The organism is Klebsiella sp. PCX, from assembly GCF_021869705.1.
Lineage (GTDB): Bacteria > Pseudomonadota > Gammaproteobacteria > Enterobacterales > Enterobacteriaceae > Klebsiella > Klebsiella quasipneumoniae.
Map to the genome: position 1 here is coordinate 4940081 of NZ_CP091527.1, position 25252 is coordinate 4965332.

General features: G+C 58.4%; 23 protein-coding genes. 13 read left to right on the top strand and 10 right to left on the bottom strand.

All coding sequences use genetic code 11. The features are described 5' to 3' along the window. Positions 1-167 precede the first annotated feature (167 nt). Both tag and GQR96_RS23655 read left to right on the top strand, forming a co-directional pair. On the top strand, positions 168-749 hold the full coding sequence (gene tag, locus GQR96_RS23650; RefSeq protein ID WP_049004415.1) for a DNA-3-methyladenine glycosylase I: 582 nt from the start codon (positions 168-170) through the stop codon (positions 747-749). Beyond that, on the top strand, positions 727-1167 hold the full coding sequence (locus GQR96_RS23655) for an N-acetyltransferase (protein WP_004205000.1): 441 nt from the start codon (positions 727-729) through the stop codon (positions 1165-1167). Before tag ends, GQR96_RS23655 begins: the two co-directional genes overlap by 23 nt. Here GQR96_RS23655 and GQR96_RS23660 read toward each other — a convergent pair. After that, positions 1136-3466, bottom strand: a complete 2331-nt coding sequence (locus GQR96_RS23660; RefSeq protein ID WP_048326017.1) for a molybdopterin guanine dinucleotide-containing S/N-oxide reductase — start codon at positions 3464-3466, stop codon at positions 1136-1138. The two genes, GQR96_RS23655 and GQR96_RS23660, sit on opposite strands and share 32 nt — an antisense overlap. A gap of 166 nt (positions 3467-3632) precedes the next feature. On the opposite strand from GQR96_RS23660, the gene GQR96_RS23665 reads away from it, so the two are divergent. The 6 genes from GQR96_RS23665 to ghrB all read left to right on the top strand — a co-directional run bounded on the left by GQR96_RS23665 (position 3633) and on the right by ghrB (position 9596). After that, positions 3633-4295 (top strand): OmpA family lipoprotein, encoded by a 663-nt coding sequence (locus GQR96_RS23665; protein ID WP_002921917.1) that lies wholly within the window; start codon positions 3633-3635, stop codon positions 4293-4295. Positions 4296-4398: 103 nt separating this feature from the next. Continuing rightward, positions 4399-5415: a LacI family DNA-binding transcriptional regulator gene (locus GQR96_RS23670; protein WP_004205002.1), complete on the top strand. Its 1017-nt coding sequence runs from the start codon at positions 4399-4401 to the stop codon at positions 5413-5415. A 111-nt stretch (positions 5416-5526) separates the two neighbouring features. After that, entirely contained in the window at positions 5527-6276 is a 750-nt protein-coding gene (locus GQR96_RS23675) for a sugar phosphate isomerase/epimerase family protein (RefSeq protein WP_065903792.1), read from the top strand. 3 nt (positions 6277-6279) lie between these two features. Then, entirely contained in the window at positions 6280-7215 is a 936-nt protein-coding gene (locus tag GQR96_RS23680) for a sugar kinase (RefSeq protein WP_032456719.1), read from the top strand. Between the two features lie 104 nt (positions 7216-7319). Next, entirely contained in the window at positions 7320-8600 is a 1281-nt protein-coding gene (locus tag GQR96_RS23685) for an MFS transporter (protein ID WP_004205006.1), read from the top strand. 24 nt (positions 8601-8624) lie between these two features. Further along, positions 8625-9596 (top strand): glyoxylate/hydroxypyruvate reductase GhrB, encoded by a 972-nt coding sequence (gene ghrB, locus GQR96_RS23690; protein WP_017900020.1) that lies wholly within the window; start codon positions 8625-8627, stop codon positions 9594-9596. 109 nt (positions 9597-9705) lie between these two features. Here the strand turns inward: ghrB and GQR96_RS23695 are convergent, their stop codons facing one another. Then, the gene (locus tag GQR96_RS23695; protein WP_002921929.1) at positions 9706-10416 is read right to left on the bottom strand and encodes a DUF3053 domain-containing protein; all 711 of its coding nucleotides are present in this window, start codon (positions 10414-10416) and stop codon (positions 9706-9708) included. 440 nt (positions 10417-10856) lie between these two features. Here GQR96_RS23695 and GQR96_RS23700 point away from each other — a divergent pair, with 440 nt between their 5' ends. From GQR96_RS23700 to cspA, 3 genes are all read left to right on the top strand, one after another. Further along, positions 10857-12212, top strand: a complete 1356-nt coding sequence (locus GQR96_RS23700) for an MFS transporter (RefSeq protein ID WP_065903780.1) — start codon at positions 10857-10859, stop codon at positions 12210-12212. Between the two features lie 244 nt (positions 12213-12456). Next, positions 12457-12747 (top strand): HTH-type transcriptional regulator, encoded by a 291-nt coding sequence (locus GQR96_RS23705; RefSeq protein WP_004205010.1) that lies wholly within the window; start codon positions 12457-12459, stop codon positions 12745-12747. A gap of 251 nt (positions 12748-12998) precedes the next feature. Then, the gene (gene cspA, locus GQR96_RS23710) at positions 12999-13211 is read left to right on the top strand and encodes a transcription antiterminator/RNA stability regulator CspE (protein WP_000014594.1); all 213 of its coding nucleotides are present in this window, start codon (positions 12999-13001) and stop codon (positions 13209-13211) included. Between the two features lie 98 nt (positions 13212-13309). On the opposite strand, the gene GQR96_RS23715 is transcribed toward cspA, so the two are convergent. The 5 genes from GQR96_RS23715 to GQR96_RS23735 form a co-directional block, all read right to left on the bottom strand. Beyond that, positions 13310-14929, bottom strand: a complete 1620-nt coding sequence (locus GQR96_RS23715) for an ATP-binding cassette domain-containing protein (protein WP_065903776.1) — start codon at positions 14927-14929, stop codon at positions 13310-13312. Between the two features lie 301 nt (positions 14930-15230). Beyond that, complete coding sequence (gene hokA / locus GQR96_RS23720) at positions 15231-15383, bottom strand: type I toxin-antitoxin system toxin HokA (RefSeq protein WP_004205012.1); 153 nt, start codon at positions 15381-15383, stop codon at positions 15231-15233. 325 nt (positions 15384-15708) lie between these two features. Continuing rightward, positions 15709-17778, bottom strand: a complete 2070-nt coding sequence (glyS, locus tag GQR96_RS23725; protein WP_004205013.1) for a glycine--tRNA ligase subunit beta — start codon at positions 17776-17778, stop codon at positions 15709-15711. A 9-nt stretch (positions 17779-17787) separates the two neighbouring features. Continuing rightward, a complete protein-coding gene (gene glyQ, locus GQR96_RS23730; RefSeq protein WP_004205014.1) occupies positions 17788-18699 on the bottom strand; it encodes a glycine--tRNA ligase subunit alpha in 912 nt (303 codons plus the stop codon). A 127-nt stretch (positions 18700-18826) separates the two neighbouring features. Continuing rightward, entirely contained in the window at positions 18827-19126 is a 300-nt protein-coding gene (locus tag GQR96_RS23735; protein ID WP_025999219.1) for a YsaB family lipoprotein, read from the bottom strand. 179 nt (positions 19127-19305) lie between these two features. Here GQR96_RS23735 and GQR96_RS23740 point away from each other — a divergent pair, with 179 nt between their 5' ends. Beyond that, positions 19306-20301 (top strand): acyltransferase, encoded by a 996-nt coding sequence (locus GQR96_RS23740; RefSeq protein WP_065903773.1) that lies wholly within the window; start codon positions 19306-19308, stop codon positions 20299-20301. Between the two features lie 28 nt (positions 20302-20329). Here GQR96_RS23740 and yiaB read toward each other — a convergent pair whose 3' ends face one another. The 3 genes from yiaB to xylA form a co-directional block, all read right to left on the bottom strand. After that, positions 20330-20701, bottom strand: coding sequence for an inner membrane protein YiaB (gene yiaB, locus GQR96_RS23745; RefSeq protein ID WP_065903770.1), 372 nt, complete (start codon positions 20699-20701; stop codon positions 20330-20332). Between the two features lie 166 nt (positions 20702-20867). Next, the gene (gene xylB, locus GQR96_RS23750) at positions 20868-22322 is read right to left on the bottom strand and encodes a xylulokinase (protein WP_043522689.1); all 1455 of its coding nucleotides are present in this window, start codon (positions 22320-22322) and stop codon (positions 20868-20870) included. A 92-nt stretch (positions 22323-22414) separates the two neighbouring features. Then, entirely contained in the window at positions 22415-23737 is a 1323-nt protein-coding gene (gene xylA / locus GQR96_RS23755; RefSeq protein WP_004205019.1) for a xylose isomerase, read from the bottom strand. Between the two features lie 495 nt (positions 23738-24232). Between xylA and xylF the strand changes: the two genes are divergently transcribed. Continuing rightward, positions 24233-25228, top strand: a complete 996-nt coding sequence (gene xylF / locus GQR96_RS23760; RefSeq protein WP_017900027.1) for a D-xylose ABC transporter substrate-binding protein — start codon at positions 24233-24235, stop codon at positions 25226-25228. The last annotated feature ends 24 nt before the right edge of the window (positions 25229-25252 follow it).

Below are 25252 nucleotides of genomic sequence, written 5' to 3' on the forward strand. Positions count from 1 at the left end.
GCCATTGCATTTCTTTATTATCATTAATGCGACTCCAGAAAAGAGCCGAATCGGCATTATTGCTGTGTTTTTTTGGGGGATACGATTTCCCTGTATTAACTATTATCTTTATCTTTCAGTCGTCAAGCCGGGGCGTCCACTTTTTTAGCGCAGAGGGAGAAATAGCTATGCAGCGTTGCGGATGGGTGAGTCAGGATCCGTTATATATCGAGTATCACGATACCGAATGGGGTGTCGCGCAAAAAGCATCCCAGCGGCTGTTTGAAATGATCTGCCTTGAGGGTCAGCAGGCCGGGTTATCATGGATCACGGTGTTAAAAAAACGGCAAAACTATCGCCAGGCTTTTCACCAGTTCGATCCGGTGCGGGTGGCGGCGATGGGGGATGAAGATGTCGAGCGACTGCTGCAGGATGCCGGGATTATCCGCCATCGGGGAAAAATCCAGGCCATCATCGGCAACGCCCGGGCGTATCTGGCGATGGAGGAAAATGGCGAGTCGTTCACTGATTTTGTCTGGTCCTTCGTCGACAATGCGCCCCAGGTCACCCGCGCGGCGACGCTGGCGGAGATCCCGACCACGACGCCGGCCTCAGATGCGCTGTCTAAGGCCTTGAAAAAACGCGGTTTTAAGTTTGTCGGTTCGACAATCTGTTACTCTTTTATGCAGGCCTGCGGGCTGGTCAACGACCATGTCACCGGCTGCTTCTGTCACCCGGGAGGTCAGGATGATCCGCAAATGGGACGCTAAAGATAACCTGCCGCTGCTGGACCTGTGGCTGGAAAGCACGATTCATGCCCATCCCTTTATCAGCGAAAGCTACTGGCGCGACAGCGTCGCGGTGGTACGGGATGTCTATCTTCCCGCCGCCAGCACCTGGGTCTGGGAGCGCGACGGGGAGCTAAAAGGCTTTGTCAGCGTGCTGGAGTCCCGTTTCGTCGGCGCGCTGTTCGTCGCGCCCGACGCTATTCGCCAGGGCATTGGCCGGGCGCTGCTGGATGAAGTCAAGCAGCACTACGCCTGGCTTAGCCTTGAGGTTTATCAGAAAAACGAATCAGCGGTCAGTTTCTACCATGCGCAAGGCTTCCGCATTGAAGATTGCGCATGGCAGGACGATACTCAGCACCCCACCTGGATTATGCGTTGGCCGGCGGATCAAATGCCGTAAGCGGCAGCGCCGGGCCGGTATATTTCTCCAGCCACGCCAGGGCGGTGTTACCGGCACAGCCGTTGCCCAGGCGGGATGTTGGGATATCTTTAGTTAAGACGTTCACCGCCCCGTTTTTGCAGATGCCCGCCACCGGATCCAGGTCGGGCCACGCTCCTTCATGCAGGCATATCACCCCCGGGCGGATCCCCTCCGTCACCACCGCGCCGGCCAGCACCTGACCGCGGGCGTTCCACACCCGCACCAGATCGCCATCGGCAATCCCCCGCGCCCGGGCATCCTGCGGATGAATAGTCAACGGTTCGCGTCCGGCAACGGCATAGCGTTCGCGCAGCGCGGAGTAGTTCAGTTGACTGTGCAGCCGGTGGGCCGGATGGGCCGACAGCAGCTGCAGCTGCCCCGCCTCGGCGTTGCCATGCCACTCGTCGGGCTCCAGCCACATTGGGTGCGGCGGGCAGTCGGTGTAGCCAAAGGCGGCGATGGTCGGCGAGTGGATCTCAATTTTACCGCTCGCCGTTTTCAGCGGGTTGGCCTGGGGATCGTCGCGGAAGGCGGCAAAGCGGATGAAACGGGCATTCTCCGGCTCCTCCGGCATCTCAATCAGCTGGTTAGCCTGCCAGAATTCGGCAAACGGCGGCAGCGTCACCTGCTGCTGGGCGCCGCGCCGGGCGGCCATCTGATAGAAGGTCTCCAGCCACTGCAGATCGCTCTTCCCTTCGGTAAAGCGCTCGCGGCCGCCCGCCTCCCAGCGTTCGCTGAGGTCGGCAAAGACCGCGAAATCATCGCGCGCTTCACCCTGCGGGGCGACCACCTGCTTCATCGGCACCAGATGCTGATTGCTGTAGTCCCCGGTCATCGTCAGATCGTTGCGCTCAAACGAGGTGGTCGCCGGCAGGACGATATCGGCATGACGCGCGGCGGCGGTCCAAAAGCATTCGGAGATGACGATAAGCTCTGGTTTCTGCCAGGCCTGAATCAGGCGGTTGGTATCCTGATGATGGGTAAAGTTGGCGCCGCCGGCCCACCAGATAAAGCGAATATCGGGGAAGCGCCGCGCCATGCCGTTGTGCTGATACTCCGCCCCCGGGTTCTCCAGCGCCTCGACAATCCGCGCGACCGGGATCTTCTCCACGGCGTCCACGCCTCCGGCCACGCTCCCCTGCATCGAGCCCAGCACCGCTGCGCGGCGGGTCGGATTGCCGCCGTTGGCGAAATGGTAGGAAAGACCAAACCCGCCCCCCGGGGTGCCAATCTGCCCCAGCATCGCAGCCAGGGTGACCAGCATCCAGTGTTTCTGCTCGCCATACTGCTGGCGCTGCATGCCCCAGCCAGACATCAGCATAGTGGTGTTTTCGTGGAAAAGTTTCGCCAGTTCGCGGATCTTATCCGCTGCGACGCCGCAGATAGCCGCCGCCCAGTCGGCGGTTTTCGCCACGCCGTCGCTTTCGCCGGTCAGATAGCGGGCAAAAATCTCGTAGCCGCTGGCGCAGCGGGCAAGAAACTCGTCGTCCTGCCAGCCATTCTCCACCAGCGTATGGGCGATACCCAGCATCAGCGCGACGTCGGTGCCCATATGCGGCGCGATCCACTCCATCGAATCGCCAAAGAAATCGACAGTTTCCGATCGCATCGGATCGATGCAGATCAGGCGTTTTCCGCTCTGGCGCAGCCGGTCGAACCACGGGATACCCTGCTCGTCGGAGGCGTTCCAGGCAATTTTCAGCGTATTCAGCGGGTTGGCGCTCCACAGCACCACTACCTCGCTGTATTCCAGCACCAGCGGCCAGCTGGTCTGCTGCTGATACACCTCATTGCCGCCCACGACGTAAGGCATGATCGCCTGCGCCGCGCCGGTGGAGTAATCCCCGAGATGGCCGGTGTAGCCGCCCGCCAGGCTCATATAGCGCTGCAGCAGGGTGGCCGCCTTATGCAAGACGCCGTTAGAACGCCAGCCGTAGGAGCCGGCAAAAATAGAGGCCGGTCCGTAGCTTTCGCGGATCCGACGATGCTGGGCATCGATCAGATCCAGCGCCTGCTCCCAGCTCACCCGCACAAATTCATCCTGACCGCGGACCCCCTGGGGCTTGTCCGGAGAGGCAAGGAAACCTTTGCGCACCATCGGGTAGCGCACGCGGGTTTTACTGTGCACCTGGTCGCGCACCGCCGTTTGCAGCGAGTTGGCAAACGGTGTCGCCAGCGCGCCGCGGGAGGAAAGGACGTTTTCCCCGTCCGTTTCCACCAGCATCGGTCCCCAATGGGCGGCGGTTAAAATGGTTTTGGTTGCAGATGAGGTTGGCAAGGGCAGCTCCTGGTCAGCGAAAGCAGGTGTGGTGACGGTGCGATCGGCGCCGTTCAATGTTATTTACAAAATGAGATGGTGTTTGGGGAATTTTCTACGTATTCGCGCGTCATAATCAACCGTCACGTTCGCTGTGACAAAGAATAAAAAGGATTAAGGACATTAAATGAAAAAACGCGTACTTATGATTGCGGCGCTGGTCAGCGGCACCCTGGCGATTTCTGGCTGCACCACCAACCCCTATACCGGTGAGCGTGAAGCAGGTAAATCCGGTATTGGCGCAGGTATTGGCTCCTTAGTGGGCGCTGGCGTCGGCGCGCTCTCCTCTTCCAAACATGACCGCGGCAAAGGCGCGCTGATTGGCGCAGCGGCAGGCGCGGCGCTGGGCGGCGGCATAGGCTACTACATGGACGTGCAGGAAGCGAAGCTGCGCGACAAAATGCAGGGAACCGGGGTCAGCGTGACGCGAAATGGTGACAATATCGTGCTGAACATGCCGAATAACGTCACTTTCGACAGCAACAGCGCCAACCTGAAACCGGCCGGCGCCAACACCCTGACCGGCGTGGCCATGGTGCTGAAAGAGTATGAGAAAACCGCTGTTAACGTCGTCGGCTACACCGACAGCACCGGCAGCAAGGATCTGAATATGCGTCTGTCGCAGCAGCGTGCGGACAGCGTCGCCAGCGCACTGATCACCCAGGGCGTGGCGGCCAATCGCATTCGCACCACCGGCATGGGCCCGGCAAACCCGATCGCCAGCAACAGCACGGCGGAAGGCAAAGCGCAGAACCGTCGCGTAGAAATTACCCTCAGCCCGCTGCAGTAAGCGCAACCTCATGTCGCCCGGCAGCCGCTCTGCCGGGCAAAATGCTTGATATCGCTATTTTTCGCGCTAAGGTGTTGGCAGATTTTCAGCAAAGGAAGCCATCATGGCGAAAGCGGCGCGTGCAACCATTAGCGATGTGGCGAAAGCCGCAAAGACCGGCAAAACCAGCATTTCACGGTATCTTAACGGCGAGAAGCACCTGCTTTCCGACGATCTGTTATCACGTATTGAAAAAGCCATTGCCGAACTCGACTACCGCCCCAGCCTGATGGCCCGCGGCCTCAAGCACGGCCGCACCCGCCTCATCGGCCTGATCATCGCCGATATCACCAACCCCTATTCGGTCAATGTCATGAGCGGCATTGAAGCGGCCTGCCGGGAAAAGGGCTTTACCCTGCTGGTGTGTAACACCAATAACGAGCTTGACCAGGAGCTGCACTATCTCGACCTGCTGCGCAGCTATCAGGTGGAAGGCATCGTCGTCAACGCGGTCGGCATGCGGGAGGATGGCCTGAACCGCCTGCAGCAGTCGGCCCTGCCGATGGTGCTGATTGACCGTAAAATCCCCGATTTCGCCTGCGATGTGGTCGGGCTTGATAACGCTCAGGCCGCCACCACCGCCACCGAACACCTGGTGGAGAAAGGCTTTGAGGCCATCCTGTTTCTCAGCGAACCGCTGGGCTCGGTCAATACCCGCCGCGAGCGCCTGAGCGCCTTTCGCGCCACGCTCGCCCGCCACCACGGCGTGGTGGCCGAAAACGCCGAAGTGCAGCTCAACGACGGCGCGATGATGGACAACGTCCTGCGCCAGTTCCACGCGCGCCACCGCGGGATGCGCAAAGCGGTGATCTCCGCCAACGGCGCGCTGACGCTGCAGGTGGCCCGCGCCCTGAAGCGCGTCGGCCTGATCTGGGGCAGCGATATCGGCCTGCTGGGCTTCGACGAACTGGAGTGGGCGGAGCTGGCCGGCGTCGGCATCACCACCCTCAAACAACCGACGTGGCAGATCGGCTACGCGGCGGTGGAACAGGTGATTCGGCGCATTGCCGGCACTAACGACCCCATCTGCGAGCGGGTCTTTTCCGGCGAGCTTATCGTCCGCGGATCAACCTCCCGTTAACGATCCTTCGTGATGCCGATCATAAATTAAACATCTCGCCCTTTCTTATGGAACCGATACCATCTAGCGTAATAAGGAGATTAAGCAACAAACGCCGGGAGTAAGAGCGCGATGGCCAGAAAAATTATTGTCGTTACCGCTGCCTATGGTAATGACCATGTTAAATCCTTAGGCGGCCAGGCCGCCGTCCTGCCGTTTATCGCCGACGCCGGCGCGGACGGCGTCGAAATCCGCCGCGAGCTGTTCAGCGCCGAAGAGCTCAACGCCCTGCCGGCGCTGGCGGCCACCATCGAGCGCCACGGCCTGCTGGCTTGCTACTCCGCGCCCCAGGCGCTGTTCGCCGACAACGGCGAGCTTAACCCGCATCTCCCGACGCTGCTCGCGGAAGCGCAGACCCTTAACGCCCTGTGGCTGAAGCTCTCCCTTGGCCATTTCCGCCACAACCAGCAGCTCGACGAGCTGCGCCATATCCTCAGCGACAGCGGCATGGCGCTGGTGGTGGAGAATGATCAGACCGACTGCGGCCAGCTGGCGCCGATGCAGCGCTTCAAAGCCGCCTGCCGGGTCCATCAGCTGCCGATCACCTTAACGTTTGATATGGGCAACTGGCTGTGGGTCGGCGATTCGCCGGAAGAGGCAGCCCGCCATCTTGCGCCGGCGGTCAGCTATATTCATGTGAAAGCGGCGGAGCCACATCAGGAGAAATTCCGCGCTGTGCCGCCGGATCAGGCCGCCGACCGCTGGCTGGCCCTGCTCGATAATCTTCCCGCCGACGCACCGCGTGGAATCGAGTTTCCGCTGACTGGCCATGACCTGACGGCCGTGACCCGCCGCTACGTCAACCTGTTACGCGAGGAATAAGCCGTGGAAAATTTAGATGTCATCACCATCGGCGAAGCTATGGCCATGTTTGTCGCCACCGAAACCGGCGATCTGGCCGAGGTGGAGCATTTTATGAAACGTGTCGCCGGCGCCGAGCTGAACGTCGCCACCGGTCTGGCGCGCCTGGGTCTGAAGGTCGGCTGGGTCAGCCGCGTCGGTAACGATAGCTTTGGCCGCTTCGTACTGCAATCGCTGGCGAAAGAGGGGATCGATAGTCATGCTGTCGCCATTGACAACCGCTTCGCTACCGGTTTCCAGATGAAATCGAAAGTCGAAAATGGAACCGATCCCATTGTGGAGTATTTCCGTAAAGGTTCTGCCGCCAGCCATCTGTCGCCTGACGATTTTCGCGCCGACTACTTCACCAGCGCCCGTCATTTGCACCTGAGCGGCGTGGCCGCCGCGCTCTCTGAAAGCTCATATGCGCTGCTGGAGCATGCGGCGAAGGTCATGAAAGCCGAGGGCAAAACCCTCTCTTTCGATCCCAATCTGCGTCCGGTGCTGTGGAAAAGCGAAGCCGAGATGGTGGAGAAACTCAACCGTCTCGCCTTCCAGGCTGACTGGGTTTTGCCAGGCTTAAAAGAGGGCGTCATCCTCACCGGCCAGCAGACTCCGGAGGGGATCGCCGATTTCTATCTCTCGCGCGGCGTCAAGGCGGTGGTCATTAAAACTGGCTGCGACGGCGCCTGGTTCAAGAGCGCCAACGGCGAACAGGGAACGGTTGATGCCATTAAAGTCGAAAACGTCGTCGATACCGTCGGCGCCGGCGACGGCTTTGCCGTCGGGGTAATTAGCGCCCTGCTGGAAGGCAAAACCCTGCGTCAGGCGGTGAACCGCGGCAATAAAATCGGTTCGCTGGCGATTCAGGTCCAGGGCGACAGCGAGGGGCTGCCCACCCGCGACGCGCTGGGCGAATAACATTTATACGCAACAATAACAGCCGCCCTGTACCCTACCTGCAGCGCGGCACAGCAGCGCCCGTTTCGACGGACGTATGTCACCTCATTGACAGAGGCAAGCCTATGAATAGCTCAACAAATGCAACGAAACGCTGGTGGTACATCATGCCTATCGTGTTTATCACGTATAGCCTGGCGTACCTCGACCGCGCCAACTTCAGCTTCGCCTCCGCGGCAGGCATTACCGAAGACCTGGGCATCACCAAAGGGATCTCTTCCCTGCTGGGGGCGCTGTTCTTCCTTGGCTACTTCTTCTTTCAGATCCCCGGCGCTATTTATGCAGAGCGCCGCAGCGTTCGCAAACTGATCTTTATCTGCCTGATCCTGTGGGGCGGCTGCGCCTCCCTGACCGGGATTGTGCATAATATCCCGGCGCTGGCGGCCATTCGCTTTATTCTCGGCGTCGTCGAAGCGGCGGTGATGCCGGCGATGCTGATCTATATCAGCAACTGGTTCACCAAATCCGAGCGCTCGCGGGCCAATACCTTCCTGATCCTCGGCAACCCGGTGACGGTCCTGTGGATGTCGGTGGTCTCCGGCTACCTGATTCAGGCCTTCGGCTGGCGGGAAATGTTTATCATCGAAGGGGTGCCGGCGGTGATCTGGGCCTTCTGTTGGTGGGTGCTGGTGAAAGATAAACCATCGCAGGTATCCTGGCTGGCGGAGAGTGAAAAAGCCGCGCTGCAGGAACAATTGGATCGTGAGCAGCAGGGCATCAAAGCGGTGCGTAACTATGGCGAGGCCTTCCGCTCCCGCAACGTGATCCTGCTCTGCGCCCAGTACTTTGCCTGGAGCATCGGCGTGTACGGCTTTGTACTGTGGCTGCCGTCGATTATCCGCAGCGGCGGCGAAAATATGGGGATGGTGGAAGTGGGCTGGCTCTCCTCGGTCCCATACCTGGCGGCGACTATCGCCATGATCGTGGTCTCCTGGGCCTCCGATAAAATGCAGAACCGTAAGCTGTTCGTCTGGCCGCTGCTGCTGATTGGCGGACTGGCCTTCATCGGCTCTTGGGCGGTCGGCGCCAACCACTTCTGGGTCTCTTACACCTTGCTGGTGGTGGCTGGTGCGGCAATGTATGCGCCTTACGGCCCCTTCTTCGCCATTATTCCGGAAATGCTGCCACGCAACGTCGCCGGTGGCGCCATGGCGCTGATCAACAGCATGGGCGCCCTGGGCTCCTTCTGCGGCTCGTGGTTTGTCGGCTACCTGAACGGTGCCACCGGCAGCCCAGCAGCTTCCTATATTTTTATGGGGGTGGCGCTTTTCGCCTCAGTATGGCTGACTTTGATTGTTAAGCCTGCTAATAATCAAAACCTTCCACTTGGCGCTCATCACGCCTGAACGACTCACACTACGGAGATTCGCATGAAGCCGTCTGTCATTCTCTATAAAACGCTTCCCGACGACCTGCTACAGCGTCTGGAGGAGCACTTTTCCGTCACTCAGGTGAAAAACCTGCGGCCGGAGACCGTTTCGCAGCACGCTGAGGCCTTTGCCCAGGCTGAAGGCCTGCTGGGCTCCAGCGAAAAGGTTGACGCCGCGCTGCTGGAGAAGATGCCGAAGCTGCGTGCGACCTCCACCGTATCCGTTGGTTATGACAACTTCGACGTCGAGGCGCTGAACGCCCGCCGGGTGCTGCTGATGCATACTCCGACCGTGCTGACCGAAACCGTCGCCGACACGATCATGGCGCTGGTGCTGAGCACCGCCCGCCGGGTGGTGGAAGTGGCGGAGCGCGTTAAAGCGGGCGAATGGACGAAGAGCATTGGGCCAGACTGGTTCGGTACCGACGTACACCATAAAACCTTAGGTATCGTCGGCATGGGCCGCATCGGCATGGCGCTGGCGCAGCGCGCCCACTTCGGGTTCGGCATGCCGATCCTGTATAACGCGCGCCGCCAGCATCCGCAGGCGGAGGAACGTTTCAACGCACGCTATTGCGATCTTGATACCCTGCTGCAGGAAGCCGATTTTGTCTGCCTGATCCTGCCCCTGAGCGAAGAGACCCATCATCTGTTCGGCCAGGCGCAGTTCGCCAAAATGAAATCTTCCGCCATCTTTATTAACGCCGGGCGCGGCCCGGTGGTCGACGAGCAGGCGCTGATCGCCGCCCTGCAGGCGGGTGACATTCACGCTGCCGGCCTTGATGTCTTCGAGCACGAGCCGCTGGCTAAAGATTCGCCGCTGCTGAGCCTGCCGAACGTCGTCGCGCTGCCGCATATCGGCTCCGCCACCCATGAGACGCGCTACAACATGGCGGCCTGCGCGGTGGATAACCTGATCGACGCCCTGAACGGCAAGGTCGAAAAAAACTGCGTCAATCCGCAGGTAAAATAAGCCATAAAAAAACCCGGGTAGCGGCGGCAATCGCCCTCCCCGGGTTCTTTTTTGCATTCTGTCCGTTATCCAGCCCGTTCGCCGCAGCTCACGTCAGCCAGACAGGGCATTAGCGGGTCGCGTTCACCGCCGCCGTCCATGCCTGATTAAACGCCTGATGCTGCGCCGCCAGCGGCCCAATCAGCGCATTGTACTGACTAGCCTGCTGGGAAGTCGGGAATTGAATGCCGTTGGCCACAAAGCTCACCTGGGTTCCCTGCTGGGCGACAAAATCCCCCACCTGAACCAGCTGCTGGGTAAAGATCTGCGCGGCCGGGATCAGCGGCTGCAGCGCGTCGGCTGGCGCCGTCACCACCTTGGCGTAAACCTGATCGAAGACCGGCTTGAGATCGTCCGCCTGCTTCAGCGCGCCATGCGCGGCATCGGCCTGCATTTTGGCATTCTGCAGCTGCTGGCTGAGCACGCCCAGCGCGCCGTTCGCCTGACGCAGCGGCTCGCGCTGGGTCATATAGTCCTGCGGAACGCGGATCGCATTGACGCTGTCCACTACCGGGCGCAGACCAGCGTCCATCGCCTGGCTCACCTGCTGCGAGTAGCCGTAGATCACCGCGTAGTCAGAGACAAACGGCCCAAACTGTTTTTTCTGATCGGCGGTCAGCGTCGGCAGTCGTTCACCGCTACGCATCGCCGTATTCTGCAGGAAGTCGATAAACGCTTTGCGCTGATCGCCTTCTTTATCAAAACACCCACTCAGGCTAACCACCATTAATAAGGCCGCCATAGCCGCAAACCAGCGAGAGCAGGACTTTCCTGTCGCCATTTTTTTACTCCTTTCAGCCAAAAAAAGCGCACAAAGACACACACGTGCCAGACGCTGACAAGGATAGTCCAGCTCGGCCTCGCAGGATACCCTTTACTGCTAATCTTACGCAGGAAAAACGCCATTCCGCACGCCGCTGCCGTCGCCTGGCGCGTCTGTTATGCGCATCACAAATATGCGCTTCAAATTAGACCGATGAATATCAATTAACTGATTGATATTTTTGAAATTTATAATCCACTGCCCAACGCCGCGCCCTGAAGCGGACGATAATCGCACGCTTTGGCGCCCACCCGGATTGCCTGGTCAGCGCTTCAATGATTTGATGAATGAGCGATTAACGGCGATGCGTTCGATTATCGCACAAATCAATCTCAACGACGCGAAGGCGACGATAATAACAAACCTCTGTCCCTCGCTCAGTCTGCCAGGAAAGCCGTATGACTAAGACAACCATCGACATTCAGGCCTTTATCAACGAGCACCCCTTCACCCGCTACCAGTGGATGATCCTCGCGCTCTGCTTCATCACCGTCGCGATGGACGGGTTCGACACCGCGATCATCGGATTCATCGCCTCCGACCTGGTCCAGGAATGGGGCGTGGAAAAATCAGCCCTCGGCCCGGTGATGAGCGCCGCGCTGGTTGGCCTGGCGGTCGGCGCGTTAACCGCGGGACCACTGGCTGACCGTATCGGCCGCAAGAAAGTGCTGATTATGTCGATCGTGGTGTTCGGAGGATTCAGCCTGCTCACCGCCTTTGCCACCAGCCTTAACCATCTGACGCTGCTGCGCTTCCTGACCGGCCTGGGCCTCGGCGCGGCGATGCCCAATGCCGCGACGCTAATGAGCGAATATGCGCCGGAGCGCCGTCGGGCGCTGCTGGTGAACCTGATGTTTGTCGGCTTTCCGATGGGCTCGTCGCTGGGCGGCTTTTTATCCGCCTGGATGATCCCGCACTATGGCTGGCAGAGCGTGCTGGTATTGGGCGGCGTGATGCCTCTCCTGCTGGCGGTAGCATTAATTTTCCTGCTGCCGGAGTCCGCCCGCTATCTGGTGGTGAAGCGTCAGCCGGCGCAGCGCATTGCCGCCATCCTGCGGCGTATCGCGCCGCTGCCGGAGACGGTGGAGTTTGAGCTGCACGAAGCAGGCCAGGTGAAAGAGAAGTCGGCCATAGGCGTCATTTTCTCCCCACGCTACGCAGTGGGTACCGTGATGCTGTGCCTGACCTACTTTATGGGCCTGCTGATTTTCTATCTCCTGACCAGCTGGCTGCCGCTGCTAATCCGCGAGACCGGCGCATCGATGAGTCAGGCCTCTATTATCACCGCCTTGTTCCCACTCGGCGGTGGAATTGGCGTGCTGATCCTCGGCGCTCTGATGGACAAGATCAATCCCAATAAGGTGGTGGCCGTCGGCTGGCTGCTGACCGGCGTTTTCGTCTGTCTGGTGGGCTTCTCTACCAGCAGCCTGGCGCTGATGGGGGTGATGGTGTTTATCGCCGGCAGTATTATGAACGGCGCGCAGTCGTCGATGCCGGCGCTGGCGGCAGGCTTCTACCCGACACAAGGGCGCGCCACCGGCGTGGCCTGGATGCTGGGCATTGGCCGCTTCGGCGGGATCCTTGGCGCGTTCAGCGGCGCCTTCCTGATGCAAGCCCAGCTCTCGTTTGAGACCATTTTCACCCTGCTGGCTATCCCGGCATTCCTGTCAGCCATCGCGCTGCTGATTAAATATCGGGTCAGTAAATCAGCGCCGGCGGCGACAGAGGACGCGAGAGGTCTGCAGAAAGCCTGATCGACAAGCCGGCGTCCCGCGCCGGCTTTGCCGCTTTTTTCTTATCCGTTTACAAAAATTTTCGAAGCCACTCCATCGTATTAGTAATCATGCTCTTAGGCACCGCTGCCGTTCGGCTATTGGGGCTGATTCGATAACCTGCTGGCAAATAATCACGGGCGTTACCATCCTTGATGCTTTTTTCTGACTATTCTTAAAGAGCTTTAGAAAAATCTCTTCCGCTGTGTGATAAAAGGAGTTCTCAATGGAATATAAAGATCCCGTGTTTGAACTGCTGAGCAGCCTGGAACACATCGTTTTTAAGGACGATAATCAGACACTTACCTCAAACCGTAAGTCCACTGTGTTTAGTGAATTTGAACAGCTGCGTAAAGGCACTGGACTTAAGATTGACGACTTCGCCAACGCCATGGGCGTGAGCGTCGCTATGGTAAGAGAGTGGGAATCGAGACGGGTAAGACCGTCCCCCACTGAGCTAAAATTAATGCGCCTGATTCAGGCCAACCCGCAGCTTTCAAGGCAGTTACTCGATTAATCCCGAGCGCAGCGGTAAGGGCCAGCAAGGGAGCTTTTACCGCTGCACCGTAAAAAAAGTTTGCTATCAGGTGCTGAACGTGCGTTAATGCTCGCAGGTTTGATGTACAGACCACAGAGCAGTCGAATAGAGCAGTCCTTCTAAGGTTATCCAAAGATACCCCCGTAGTGAACTTTCCCTTTATCGCTTTAAATCTGTAGTCCAGACCGCTACGCCGCAAGGCTCACTTATTTTTTTAAAGGTAATTCACTATGTCCGGTAAAATGACTGGTATCGTAAAATGGTTCAACGCTGACAAAGGCTTCGGCTTCATCACTCCTGACGATGGCTCTAAAGACGTGTTCGTACACTTCTCTGCTATCCAGAACGATGGCTACAAATCCCTGGATGAAGGTCAGAAAGTCTCCTTCACCATCGAAAGCGGCGCTAAAGGCCCGGCAGCTGGCAACGTAACTTCTCTGTAAGTTCAAGCCGCTAAGAATCAAGAATCCCTGCCTGCTGGCGGGGATTTTTTTTATCTGTCGCCAACAGCCGCCAGCTTACGATGGCGGCTGTTGGGCATTCAGAGCCGGGTATAGCGCCAGCCCGTTTCCTCCCACGCCAGACTATGGGTCAGCCTCAGACCTTGTAAAAACGCCTCATCATGCGACACCACCAGCATCGCGCCGGGAAACGCCGCCAGCGCGCTTTCAATAGCCTGCGTCGATGCTAAATCGAGATGGTTGGTCGGCTCATCCAACAACAGCAGCTGGGCCGGATCGCGTCGCCAGAGTACGCAGGCCAGGGCCGCTTTCAGGCGTTCGCCGCCGCTGAGCGCCGACAGCGGCAGAGTGACCTTATCCGCGCCCAGCTGCAGCTGCGCCAGGCGGGTGCGCAGGAGGCCCTCATCCAGCGGGGTATCTTCCAGGCTCAGGTGCGCCATGACCGATAACGACAGATCCAGCTGCGTCAGATGTTGATCGAGGTAAGCGGCGCTCACCGACAGCCGGACATCGCCTGAGGCGGCCTGCTCCAGCCCCAGCAGCGTTTTCAGCAAAGTGGTTTTGCCACAGCCGTTCGGCCCCCGCAGCGCGATGCGCATCGGACCATCCACGCGCCAGTCCAGCGGCGCAGCCGGTGCATGGTCGAGCTGTAATGACTCCACCACCAGCACCTGCTTGCCGGCGGCCACTTCGCTGCCCGGCAGGGTGAACATCACCGGCGTATCCTCTTCCACCCGCTCTCGCGCCTGCTGCACGGCGCCATTCAGACTGCTGTTCTGTTCACGATGCTGACGGCGCAGCGTTCCCGGACGCTCTTTTGCCGCGCCTTTGTACTTCACACGTTCAAAAGAGGCGATATTCAGGGTATCAACGGTACGCAGCGTCTGCGCCGAGCGCCGCTGGGCGGCGTCATGCTCCTTTTGCATTCGCGCGCGGGTGCGCCGTCGTTCGGTCACGGCATGCTCCAGCGCCGCGCGTGCGGCCTGCTGCTCCGCCTCACGCTGCCGCTGATATTCAGCATAGTTGCCGCCGTAGCTGCGCAGCGCCGTCGGCGTCAGCTCAATAATCCTCGGCATCCGCGTCAGCAGCTCGCGGTCGTGGCTGGCGATCAGAGCCCCGCCCTGCCAGCTTTCCAGCTGGTGATAGAGCCACTCCCGCCCCTGGCGGTCCAGATGGTTGGTAGGCTCATCCAGCAGCAGATAATCGGCGCCGGAGACAAAGGCGCCGCACAGCAGAGCCTTCATCCGCTCGCCGCCGCTGAGTGAAAAAGCGGGGCGATCGGCAGAGAACGGCGGGAGATCGGCTTCACGGAAAGCTAAACTCAGGCGATCGGTGAGATCCCAGTGGCCATCCAATAGCTCGAAATCGTCGGCCAGTCCATTACCCTGTTCCAGGCGGAACAAGGCGTCAAATACCGGTGCATAGCCGAGAAGCGCGGCGAGGGTGGTCTCCGGCGTGAGCGTCGGCTGCTGCGCCACCCAGGCCACGGCGGCGGCGCGCTCGATATGGCCGCCGGCAGGAGAATCAAGGCCCGCCAGCAGGCGCAGCAGGCGCGTCTTACCGACGCCGTTCCGGCCGACCAGACCGCAAAGGGTCGGTTCCAGCGATAAATTTAGCGGACCAAACAGGGTCTGTCCCGTCGCAAACTGACAGGTGACCTGATGTAAAACAAAAGCGGGGATGTGGGCGCAATGAGCCATAAGCACTCCTGAATGAAATCAATACTCCCCTACCCGCAACATCTGCGAGGTAAGGCGTGAAATTCATCAGTCGTGTTTGTTCATTTGTGGGGCGCGCTCCAGTGAGACGAGGGATTCGTCGGGGCATAGGATAGCCACACTCCGCTATGAATTTCAAGCCCGTTTAATTCAACGGCCGTGTAAAAATAAAAAGGCCTCCTGATATCAGGAGGCAAAGGATTTATTTGGTGAACAATGAAAGGGTGCATTGAGAATACCTGACACCGCAAGCATGGTGGGGATAGATCCCCACCAGATGCTCTTACTGTTTAATATCACAGGCTAAGAATGCCACCAGCTCAATATTTCCCTGCCTGATCTGTAATTCACATAGCGAATCACGAACCATCCAGGTCAATAATAAAATAGTGAAGCAAATCACTACTAAGCCAAACAACAGATACTTTTGCGGCATTCCTCGCCTCCCGTGTTGATTTTCAACAAGTAAGAGGCTACTCTTATGGTGTTCATGCATAGGGGAGCCTCACTTTGATTACTATCAGGTGGGGCTTTTCTCTGTCTGCCTCCCGCTGAATACCTGAGACACACAGTCTCAAGCACCCGCCGCCATTCTAGCGTAAATACCTCGCGGAATTATTTTTATATATTCCTAAACATTTCTTATCGATGAATGAAAATAATGAAGATATCAATGACAGAATTATTAGCGGTTCACCTATTTATATTTCACGTATAAAAAAACCTGCCCTGAGGCAGGTCTTTTATTATTTCCGATACGCTTACTGCAGCAGAGAAATATCCGCTACCTGCAGGAACAGCTCGCGCAGTTTGGACAGCAGCGTCAGACGGTTGATGCGAACATCTTTGTCTTCAGCGTTAACCATCACGTTCTCGAAGAACTCATCCACCGGCTCGCGCAGGGCGGCCAGCTCAATCAGCGCATCCTGATAGCGGCCTGCGGCGAAGTACGGCTGCAGCTTGTCGCGCAGCACCACCAGATTGCCCGCCAGCTTAATTTCCGCCGCTTCTTTCAGCACCGAAGCGTGAACGATGTCGTTCAGCGTTTCGTCGGATTTCGCCAGGATGTTGGAGACACGCTTGTTCGCCGCCGCCAGCGCGGAGGACTCTTCCAGAGTACGGAAGTGCGATACCGCCTTCATACGCGCATCGAAATCCGCCGGGCGGGTTGGACGACGCGCCAGTACCGCCTGGATAGTGTCGACACCGTAGCCTTCGTCCTGATACCAGGCGCGGAAACGGCCCAGCATAAAGTCGATCACGTCATCGACCACGTTGGCGTTGGTCAGCTTCTCACCGTACAGACGCACCGCCTCTTCAGTCAGCGTTTGCAGATCGAGATTCAGGTTCTTCTCGACGATAATACGCAGGACGCCCAGCGCGGCGCGGCGCAGCGCAAACGGGTCTTTATCGCCTTTCGGGTGCTGGCCGATACCGAAGATACCCGCCAGGGTATCCATCTTATCGGCAATCGCCACCGCGCAGGCCACCGGGTTAGACGGCAGCGCGTCGCCGGCAAAGCGCGGCTGATACTGTTCGTTCAGCGCCACGGCCACATCTTCCGCTTCGCCATCATGGCGCGCGTAGTGCATCCCCATCACGCCCTGGGTGTCGGTGAACTCGAAGACCATGTTGGTCATCAGGTCGCACTTGGACAGCAGGCCCGCGCGGGTCGCGTGGTTCACGTCAGCGCCAATCTGCTCGGCAATCCAGCCCGCCAGCGCCTGAATGCGATCGGTCTTGTCGCGCAACGTCCCCAGCTGCTGCTGGAACAGCACGGTTTCCAGACGCGGCAGGTTGTCTTCCAGACGTTTTTTACGGTCGGTGTTGAAGAAGAACTCGGCATCGGCCAGACGCGGACGGACTACCTTCTCGTTACCGGAGATGATCTGCTGCGGATCTTTCGACTCGATGTTAGCGACGAAGATAAAGTTCGGCAGCAGCTTACCGGCGTTGTCGTAGACCGGGAAGTACTTCTGGTCGCCCTTCATGGTGTAAACCAGCGCTTCAGACGGCACCGCGAGGAATTTTTCTTCGAACTTCGCCGTCAGCACCACCGGCCATTCCACCAGCGAGGTGACTTCTTCCAGCAGGCTTTCGCTCAGATCGGCTTTACCGCCAATCTTACGCGCCGCTTCTTCCGCATCGGCTTTGATTTTGGCTTTACGCTGTTCGTAATCGGCGATGACTTTACCGCGTTCCAGCAGGATCTGCGGGTACTGGTCGGCATGGTCGATGGTGAATTCCGGCTCGCCCATAAAGCGATGGCCGCGGATCACGCGATCGGACGGAATACCGAGGATAGTAGCCGGGATCACTTTGTCACCCAGCAGCAGCGTGACGGTGTGAACCGGGCGCACGAAGTGGACGTCAGACGCGCCCCAGCGCATCAGTTTCGGGATCGGCAGCTTCGCCAGCGAGCTGGCAATCATGTTCGGCAGCAGGGCTTCAGTGCTTTCGCCCTTTACATGGGCGCGATACAGCAGCCACTCGCCTTTGTCCGTGGTCAGACGTTCGGCCTGATCGACGGTGATACCGCAGCCGCGCGCCCAGCCTTCGGCCGCTTTGCTTGGCTTGCCTTCGGCATCGAACGCCTGGGCAACGGCCGGGCCGCGTTTTTCCACTTCGCGATCGGCCTGCGCCGCCGCCAGGTTGGCTACCTTCAGCGCCAGACGACGCGGAGCGGCAAACCATTCCACTTTACCGTGCGCGAGGCCGGCGTTATCCAGCTCTGCGGTCACGTTCGCAGCAAAAGATTCCGCCAGGCTGCGCAGCGCTTTTGGTGGCAGCTCTTCAGTGCCGATTTCCACCAGAAAAGTATTCTCAGACATGGCCGCCTCTTATTTATTCTTGTTGCACATCGGGAAGCCGAGCGCTTCACGGGAAGCGTAGTACGCTTCCGCCACTGCTTTCGTCAGGGTGCGAATGCGCAGGATATAGCGCTGACGCTCGGTGACGGAGATGGCTTTACGCGCATCCAGCAGGTTGAAGCTGTGAGCCGCTTTCAGAATACGCTCGTAGGCCGGCAGCGGCAGCGGGGTCTCCAGCGCCAGCAGCTGCTGGGCCTCTTTCTCATACTGCTCGAAGCAGGAGAAGAGGAAATCGACGTCGGCGTATTCGAAGTTATAGGTGGACTGCTCCACTTCGTTCTGGTGGAACACGTCGCCGTAGGTGGTTTTCCCCAGCGGGCCGTCGCTCCAGACCAGGTCGTAGACGCTGTCGACGCCCTGGATGTACATCGCCAGACGCTCCAGACCGTAGGTGATCTCGCCGGTCACCGGCTTACACTCCAGGCCGCCCACCTGCTGGAAGTAGGTGAACTGCGTCACTTCCATGCCGTTGAGCCACACTTCCCAACCCAGACCCCAGGCTCCCAGCGTCGGGTTTTCCCAGTTGTCTTCGACGAAGCGAATGTCGTGAATGGTCGGGTCCATACCCAGCTCTTTCAGCGACCCGAGGTACAGCTCCTGGATGTTGTCCGGAGAAGGCTTAATCACCACCTGGAACTGATAGTAATGCTGTAAACGGTTCGGGTTTTCGCCATAGCGGCCATCGGTTGGACGACGGGAAGGCTGTACGTAGGCGGTCGCCATCGGCTCCGGCCCTAACGCGCGCAGGCAGGTCATCGGGTGAGAGGTGCCGGCGCCGACTTCCATGTCCAGTGGTTGAACAATGGTGCAGCCCTGACGAGCCCAGTAATCCTGTAAGGTCAGGATCAGGCCCTGGAAGGTCCTGGTATCAAACTTTTGCATATGATTTCGTGCTGGATACGTGTGGATTTAAAGGAAGGAGTCAGTATACCCGCTGGCTGCGAGATATACAGTACGAAACGGCGTAGTTTCAGGAAAACGGACGAAATTTACGCCAGGTGGGGTCGATTCAGCGCATCGAAAGATGCATAAACTGGCCGTCCGGGTCAAAGGAACAGATGAAACGTTCATTCTTGCCGGTACGGCCCGAAAGCTCATAGCTTGCCTGGAATTGTTCAAAATGGTTCACGTCAACTAACTGCGTTTGCGTGTTATAGCGGATAGCGGCCTGGTCCTTGCAAAGCTGCGCCATATTGAGCGTGGTTTGCGGGGTAATACGCGCGCGCTGCGCTTTTTGCGCCGGCGGGGAAACGGTCTCGCTGCAGCCCGCAAGGAGCAGCACCAGCATTATGGAAACGACACCTTTCACCACGTTCTCCTCCACCGCCTTGTTAGCAAGTTGTTATCGTAAATATTCAGTATTACAGGTATTTTGCGAATATCATGAAACATCGACAAGCCTGTGACCAAAAACTCAGACTAATCTCGTGCGACACCGGGGCATAAGGCGGGTCAGACCTTATTTCGCCAGTAGACTTTGAGGGACGGATGCAAGAAAAGATTCACTGGATCACCAACCTGCGCGGCATTGCCTGCATGATGGTGGTGATGATCCACAGTACCAGCTGGTATATCACTCATCCGCATGCGATTACGCTGCTGCAATGGGATATCGCCAATCTGCTCAATTCCACCTCCCGCGTCAGCGTGCCGCTGTTTTTTATGATCTCGGGCTACCTCTTTTTTGGGGAACGCAGCGCCCAGCCGCGCCACTTCTGGCGGATTGGCCTGTGCATTGCGTTCTATAGCGCGCTTTCTCTGCTGTATATCGCGCTGTTTACCCATATCAACGTCGAGCTGTCGTTAAAGAATGTGCTGCAGAAGCCTGTCTTCTACCACCTGTGGTTTTTCTTTGCTATCACCGTTATCTACCTGCTCTCGCCGCTTATTCAGGTTAAGTCCGTCAGCGGCAAAATGCTGCTGACGCTGATGGCGATCCTCGGCATTCTGGCCAACCCCAATATGGTCGGCGTCAAAGCCGCCGGGATTGAGTGGTTGCCGGTCAACCTCTATATCAATGGTGACACCTTTTATTACGTGCTCTACGGCGTGCTGGGCAGGGCCATTGGCACCCTGAACACGGATAAAAAATGGCTGACCCCGCTCTGCGCCGCGCTGTTCCTCGCCGCCGTGTGGGTCATCTCCCGCGGCACGCTGCATGAGCTGCGCTGGCGCGGGGACTTCGGCGACACCTGGTATCTCTACTGCGGACCGGCGGTGTTCGTTTGCGCGGTCACCCTGCTTACGCTCGCCAAAAACTGGCTTAACGCGCGTCCCCTGCCCGGTATCGAATGTATTGCGCGTCATTCTCTGGGGATTTACGGCTTCCATGCCCTGATTGTACATGCGCTGCGCGCCAGCCATCTGGAACTGAGCCGCTGGCCGCTGCTGGATATTGTGTGGATTTTCAGCGCCGCCCTGCTCGGCAGTCTGCTGCTGTCCGGCCTGGTGCAGCGGGTTGATCGCCGCCGGCTGGTCAGCTAACGGCCCGGCGCACCGGACAACCGGGCGCCTATTCCGTTTTTTGCACCGCGCGGGCGACGCGGGTCCGTTCGGGGGTCGCAGATGCGCCGTATAAGCAGACAAACCACGCCGCGATATAGACGGCTTTTTCATACCAGTCTGCCGGCACATGCCAGGCGCCCACCAGCAGCAGGCCCGCCGACAGCAGCAACACCAGCCGGCATAACGCGATAAATCCGTCGTCCTGCCCCTGCCACCGTCTGGCGCGCTGATGGGCGAGGACGGCAAACATCCCCATCACCAGTACGCCAAGAAAATAACCTTTACCGCTAAACAGCGGGCAGGTCCGCCAGATACCCAGCAGATAAACCAGCGACCCTGCTGCCATCATCCCTCTGGCAATACTGCGTTTTATATTCATCGCTCCTCCCTGTCGACACGCGCTGATTATGACCGAACCGCCCGGCGATGGCGCAGGCCAGGTGCAGCAAAGCTGACATTTCGGAATTAATAAATACGTGTTTTGGATGAATGCAGCTTGGGCATTCAGGGGAGTAATCCGCCCGGCGCTGCCGGACGGACTGAGGCTATGACATCAGCGGTTTCAGCTGCTGATAAATCTGGCGGAAGGTTTCCCGCTGCGGCGCATAGTGGGCCACTCGGCGATCGTCCGGGCGATGCGCTTGCTCAAGCGGCAGCGGCGTCAACAGCCCGGCGCGGTCGGTTTCGCCGTGCACCGCCAGCTGCGCCAGCCTGGCCGCCCCCAGCGCCGGGCCGACGTCGCCCCCGGTACGGTAATCGAGCTGCTGGCCGCTGATATCCGCCAGCATTTGTCGCCAGTAAGCGCTACGCGCCCCGCCGCCGATAAGGGTGATGCTCTGCGGCTTGATGCCGCAGGCGTGTACCACGTCCATACCGTCCGCCAGCGCATAGCCCACCCCCTCCAGCACCGCCCGCGCCAGCTCTGCCGGCCCATGCTGATGCGTCAGGCCGAAGAAGACGCCCTTGGCCTGCGGGTTGTTGTGCGGCGTGCGTTCGCCCGACAGATAGGGCAGGAACCACACCGGACCGGCGCTCTCGTCGGCTGACTGCGCCGCCGCAATCAGCGCCGGCACGCTGGCGAGACCGGTTAATTTCGCCGCCCAGTCCAGACAGGAGGCCGCGCTGAGCATCACCGACATCAAATGCCAGCGGCCCGGTAGCGCATGACAAAAGCTATGCACCGCGCTTTCAGGCTTGCTGAGGAATCCTTCGCTGACCGCGAAATACACACCTGAAGTGCCCAGCGACAGCATCGCCTGACCGGCATCGGCCATGCCAACCCCGACCGCGCCGGCGGCGTTGTCGCCGCCGCCCCCCACCACCAGCGCCTGTGGCATATTCCACGCCTGCGCCACCTCCGGGCGCAGCTGCCCGGTGACGTCGCTGCCTTCAAACAGGGCCGGCATCGCGTCCCGGCTGAGATCGCAGGCGGCGAGCATCTCATCGCTCCAGTCGCGTCGGGCGACGTCCATCCACAGGGTACCGGCGGCGTCAGACATATCGCTGGCAAGCTCGCCGGTCATCCGCAGACGCAGATAATCCTTCGGCAGCAGCACTTTATCGACCTGGCTGAACACCGCCGCCTCGTGGCGCTGCACCCACAAGAGCTTCGGCGCCGTAAAGCCCGGCATCATCAGGTTGCCGGTGATCTGCCGGGAAGCGCTGACTTTTTCCTCCAGCAGCTGGCACTCTTCGCCGCAGCGGCCGTCATTCCATAAAATGGCAGGACGCAGCACCTGTAACGATTTATCCAGCAGGGTGGCGCCGTGCATCTGCCCGGCGATCCCCAGCGCCTTCACGTCGCGCAGACTATGCTGCGCGCCCAGGGCTTTCATCGCCGTGTCCGTCGCCTGCCACCACTGCTCGGGATCTTGTTCCGACCACAGCGGATGCGGACGCGAGACGGTAAGCTTTTCGGTATGCGATGCCACCACATCACCCTGCTCATTGAGCAGAATGGCTTTGACGCCCGATGTCCCCAGATCGATGCCGATATACATACTCCCTCTCCTTAAACGCGCGCCACGGCTGAGCGTGGCGCGAACAGAGCATCCTGGTGGCGACCCCGGTCACGCCGGGCGCCGCCGCATGATTACTTGTCAAACAGATAATGGTTGACCAGGTTTTCCAGTTGTTCCTGCTGGCCGCTGCGATGCTGCGGCGCCAGCTGATGCTGAACGGCATACTGGGCAATGTCGCTGAGGGTCATCTGCCCGTTCAGGATCTGCTGCCCCAGCTCGCCGTTCCAGCCGGCGTAGCGTTTGGCCACGCGTTTATCCAGTTCACCGTCCTCGATCATCCGCGCCGCGACCTTCAGCGACAGCGCCATGGTATCCATCGCGCCGATATGGCCATAGAACAGATCGTATTTGTCGGTGCTCTGACGGCGCACTTTCGCATCAAAATTGAGGCCGCCGGTGGTGAAGCCGCCCGCTTTGAGAATTTCATACATCACCAGCGCGTTCTCTTCGACGCTGTTCGGGAACTGGTCGGTATCCCAGCCCAGCTGCGGATCGCCGCGGTTGGCGTCGACGGAACCGAACAGCCCCAGCGCGATGGCCGTCGCGATCTCATGATGGAACGAGTGGCCGGCGAGGGTCGCATGGTTGGCTTCAATGTTCAGTTTAATCTCTTTTTCCAGGCCAAACTGCTTGAGGAAGCCGTAAACGGTAGAGGCATCATAATCATACTGATGCTTGGTAGGCTCCTGCGGTTTGGGCTCGATCAGCAGCGTGCCTTTAAAGCCGATTTTGTGCTTATGCTCCACCACCAGCTGCATAAAGCGGCCAATCTGTTCACGTTCCTGGCGCAGGTCGGTATTCAGCAGGGTTTCATAGCCCTCGCGACCGCCCCACAGAACATAGTTTTCGCCGCCCAGCTGATGGGTGGCATTCATGGCGGTGACCACCTGGGTGGCCGCCCAGCTGAACACTTCCGGGTCCGGGTTGGTGGCCGCGCCAGCGCCGTAGCGCGGGTTGGTGAAGCAGTTTGCGGTCCCCCACAGAAGCTTGACGCCGCTCTGCTGCTGCTTCTCCGCCAGTACCTCGACCATCCGGGCGAAGTTATTGCTGTACTCCTTGAGCGAACTCCCTTCCGGCGAGACGTCAACGTCGTGGAAGCAGTAGTAAGGCACGTTGAGTTTATGGAAAAATTCGAACGCCACATCGGCTTTGCGTTTGGCCATCTCCAGGGCGTCGCCAGGCTGCTGCCATGGGCGATCGAAGGAGCCCACGCCAAACATATCGGCGCCATTCCAGCAGAAAGTGTGCCAGTAACAGGCCGCAAAACGCAGATGATCTTCCATCCGTTTGCCCAGCACCAGTTCATCCGGGTTGTAATGACGGAAAGCCAGCGGGTTAGTGGATTTCGGGCCTTCGTAACGAACGCGATCGAGTTGATCGAAATAGGTCTGCATAGAGAACTCCATATTCAGAGATGCGGCGAATAACCAATCAGGTACCCTAAATAATTCGAGTTGCAGGAAGGCGGCAGGAGCGCGAGTCCCCGATAACCAAGGGGCGAAGCAACGAATGTCACCAACACACCTACAACTTGAAGTATGACGGGTTTAAGCCAATATAGAATTTCGCTTTCATCTTCCTCAATTACGTTATTTCACACCGCCATTGAGAGAATCCACAAACGTGCGCTAGCTCGCAAAAAATAATATCTGCTCGTTCTTCTGCCGTCCTGTCAGAGAAGTCCAGTGCAATAATAAGAGTGTGCATGAATAAAATACGATCGCCGTCATAATTTACGCATTAAACGAAATTTCATAACCGCAAAATAAAAACCGGTAATTGCCAGCCCTGCTTTCCGCGTTAAGAATCTGTAACGTATCCGCAACCTCATGTATCAAACATTATTTTCCGTTCGTCTTACCTACCCTTACAAAAAAGGTATCGTTATTATGAAGATAAAGAACCTTTGCCTTACGCTTTGCGCCAGCTCCCTCCTGCTCGCCAGCATGGCGGGGATGGCGAAAGAAGTGAAGATTGGCATGGCCATCGACGATCTGCGTCTGGAGCGCTGGCAGAAAGACCGCGATATTTTCGTCAATAAAGCGGAATCCTTAGGCGCCAAAGTTTTTGTTCAGTCCGCCAATGGCAATGAAGAAACGCAAATGTCGCAAATTGAAAACATGATCAACCGCGGCGTCGATGTCTTAGTCATTATTCCTTATAACGGTCAGGTACTCAGCAACGTTATTAAAGAGGCCAAACAGGAAGGTATTAAAGTCCTGGCCTATGATCGCATGATTAATAATGCTGATATTGATTTTTATATTTCTTTCGACAATGAAAAAGTCGGCGAAATGCAGGCGCAAAGCCTGGTCGACAAAGTGCCGCAGGGTAATTATTTCCTGATGGGCGGTTCGCCGGTGGATAATAATGCCAAACTGTTCCGCGCCGGGCAGATGAAGGTCCTCAAGCCGTATGTCGATGAGGGCAAAATTAAGATTGTCGGCGATCAGTGGGTTGACGGCTGGCTGCCGGAAAACGCGCTGAAAATAATGGAAAACGCGTTGACGGCGAATAATAACAAAATCGACGCCGTGGTTGCCTCCAATGACGCCACCGCCGGCGGCGCCATCCAGGCCTTAACCGCCCAGGGGCTGGCCGGCAAAGTGGCGATCTCCGGTCAGGATGCTGACCTGGCGGGCGTGAAGCGCATTATTTCCGGTACCCAGACGATGACCGTCTATAAACCGATTACCACCCTGGCCACCAACGCCGCCGAAATCGCCGTTGAGCTGGGCAACGATAAGCAGCCGAAGTCTGACACTACGCTGAATAACGGTTTAAAAGATGTCCCTTCGCGCCTGTTAACGCCAATTGAAGTGAATAAAGAGAATATCGACGCCACGGTGATTAAAGACGGTTTCCATAAAAAGAGTGAACTGTAATGGCTGACGCCCCGCTGCGGGGCG

Coding starts and splice junctions, on each gene's coding strand:
- GQR96_RS23655 (WP_004205000.1), top strand. CDS start 727: ATGATCCGCAAATGGGACGCTAAAGATAACCTGCCGCTGCTGGACCTG.
- glyS (WP_004205013.1), bottom strand. CDS start 17,778: ATGTCTGAGAATACTTTTCTGGTGGAAATCGGCACTGAAGAGCTGCCA.
- GQR96_RS23715 (WP_065903776.1), bottom strand. CDS start 14,929: ATGGCTCATTGCGCCCACATCCCCGCTTTTGTTTTACATCAGGTCACC.
- GQR96_RS23700 (WP_065903780.1), top strand. CDS start 10,857: ATGACTAAGACAACCATCGACATTCAGGCCTTTATCAACGAGCACCCC.
- GQR96_RS23705 (WP_004205010.1), top strand. CDS start 12,457: ATGGAATATAAAGATCCCGTGTTTGAACTGCTGAGCAGCCTGGAACAC.
- xylA (WP_004205019.1), bottom strand. CDS start 23,737: ATGCAGACCTATTTCGATCAACTCGATCGCGTTCGTTACGAAGGCCCG.
- GQR96_RS23685 (WP_004205006.1), top strand. CDS start 7,320: ATGAATAGCTCAACAAATGCAACGAAACGCTGGTGGTACATCATGCCT.
- GQR96_RS23670 (WP_004205002.1), top strand. CDS start 4,399: ATGGCGAAAGCGGCGCGTGCAACCATTAGCGATGTGGCGAAAGCCGCA.
- GQR96_RS23695 (WP_002921929.1), bottom strand. CDS start 10,416: ATGGCGACAGGAAAGTCCTGCTCTCGCTGGTTTGCGGCTATGGCGGCC.
- xylF (WP_017900027.1), top strand. CDS start 24,233: ATGAAGATAAAGAACCTTTGCCTTACGCTTTGCGCCAGCTCCCTCCTG.
- hokA (WP_004205012.1), bottom strand. CDS start 15,383: ATGCCGCAAAAGTATCTGTTGTTTGGCTTAGTAGTGATTTGCTTCACT.
- ghrB (WP_017900020.1), top strand. CDS start 8,625: ATGAAGCCGTCTGTCATTCTCTATAAAACGCTTCCCGACGACCTGCTA.
- GQR96_RS23665 (WP_002921917.1), top strand. CDS start 3,633: ATGAAAAAACGCGTACTTATGATTGCGGCGCTGGTCAGCGGCACCCTG.
- tag (WP_049004415.1), top strand. CDS start 168: ATGCAGCGTTGCGGATGGGTGAGTCAGGATCCGTTATATATCGAGTAT.
- GQR96_RS23740 (WP_065903773.1), top strand. CDS start 19,306: ATGCAAGAAAAGATTCACTGGATCACCAACCTGCGCGGCATTGCCTGC.
- xylB (WP_043522689.1), bottom strand. CDS start 22,322: ATGTATATCGGCATCGATCTGGGGACATCGGGCGTCAAAGCCATTCTG.
- cspA (WP_000014594.1), top strand. CDS start 12,999: ATGTCCGGTAAAATGACTGGTATCGTAAAATGGTTCAACGCTGACAAA.
- glyQ (WP_004205014.1), bottom strand. CDS start 18,699: ATGCAAAAGTTTGATACCAGGACCTTCCAGGGCCTGATCCTGACCTTA.
- yiaB (WP_065903770.1), bottom strand. CDS start 20,701: ATGAATATAAAACGCAGTATTGCCAGAGGGATGATGGCAGCAGGGTCG.
- GQR96_RS23675 (WP_065903792.1), top strand. CDS start 5,527: ATGGCCAGAAAAATTATTGTCGTTACCGCTGCCTATGGTAATGACCAT.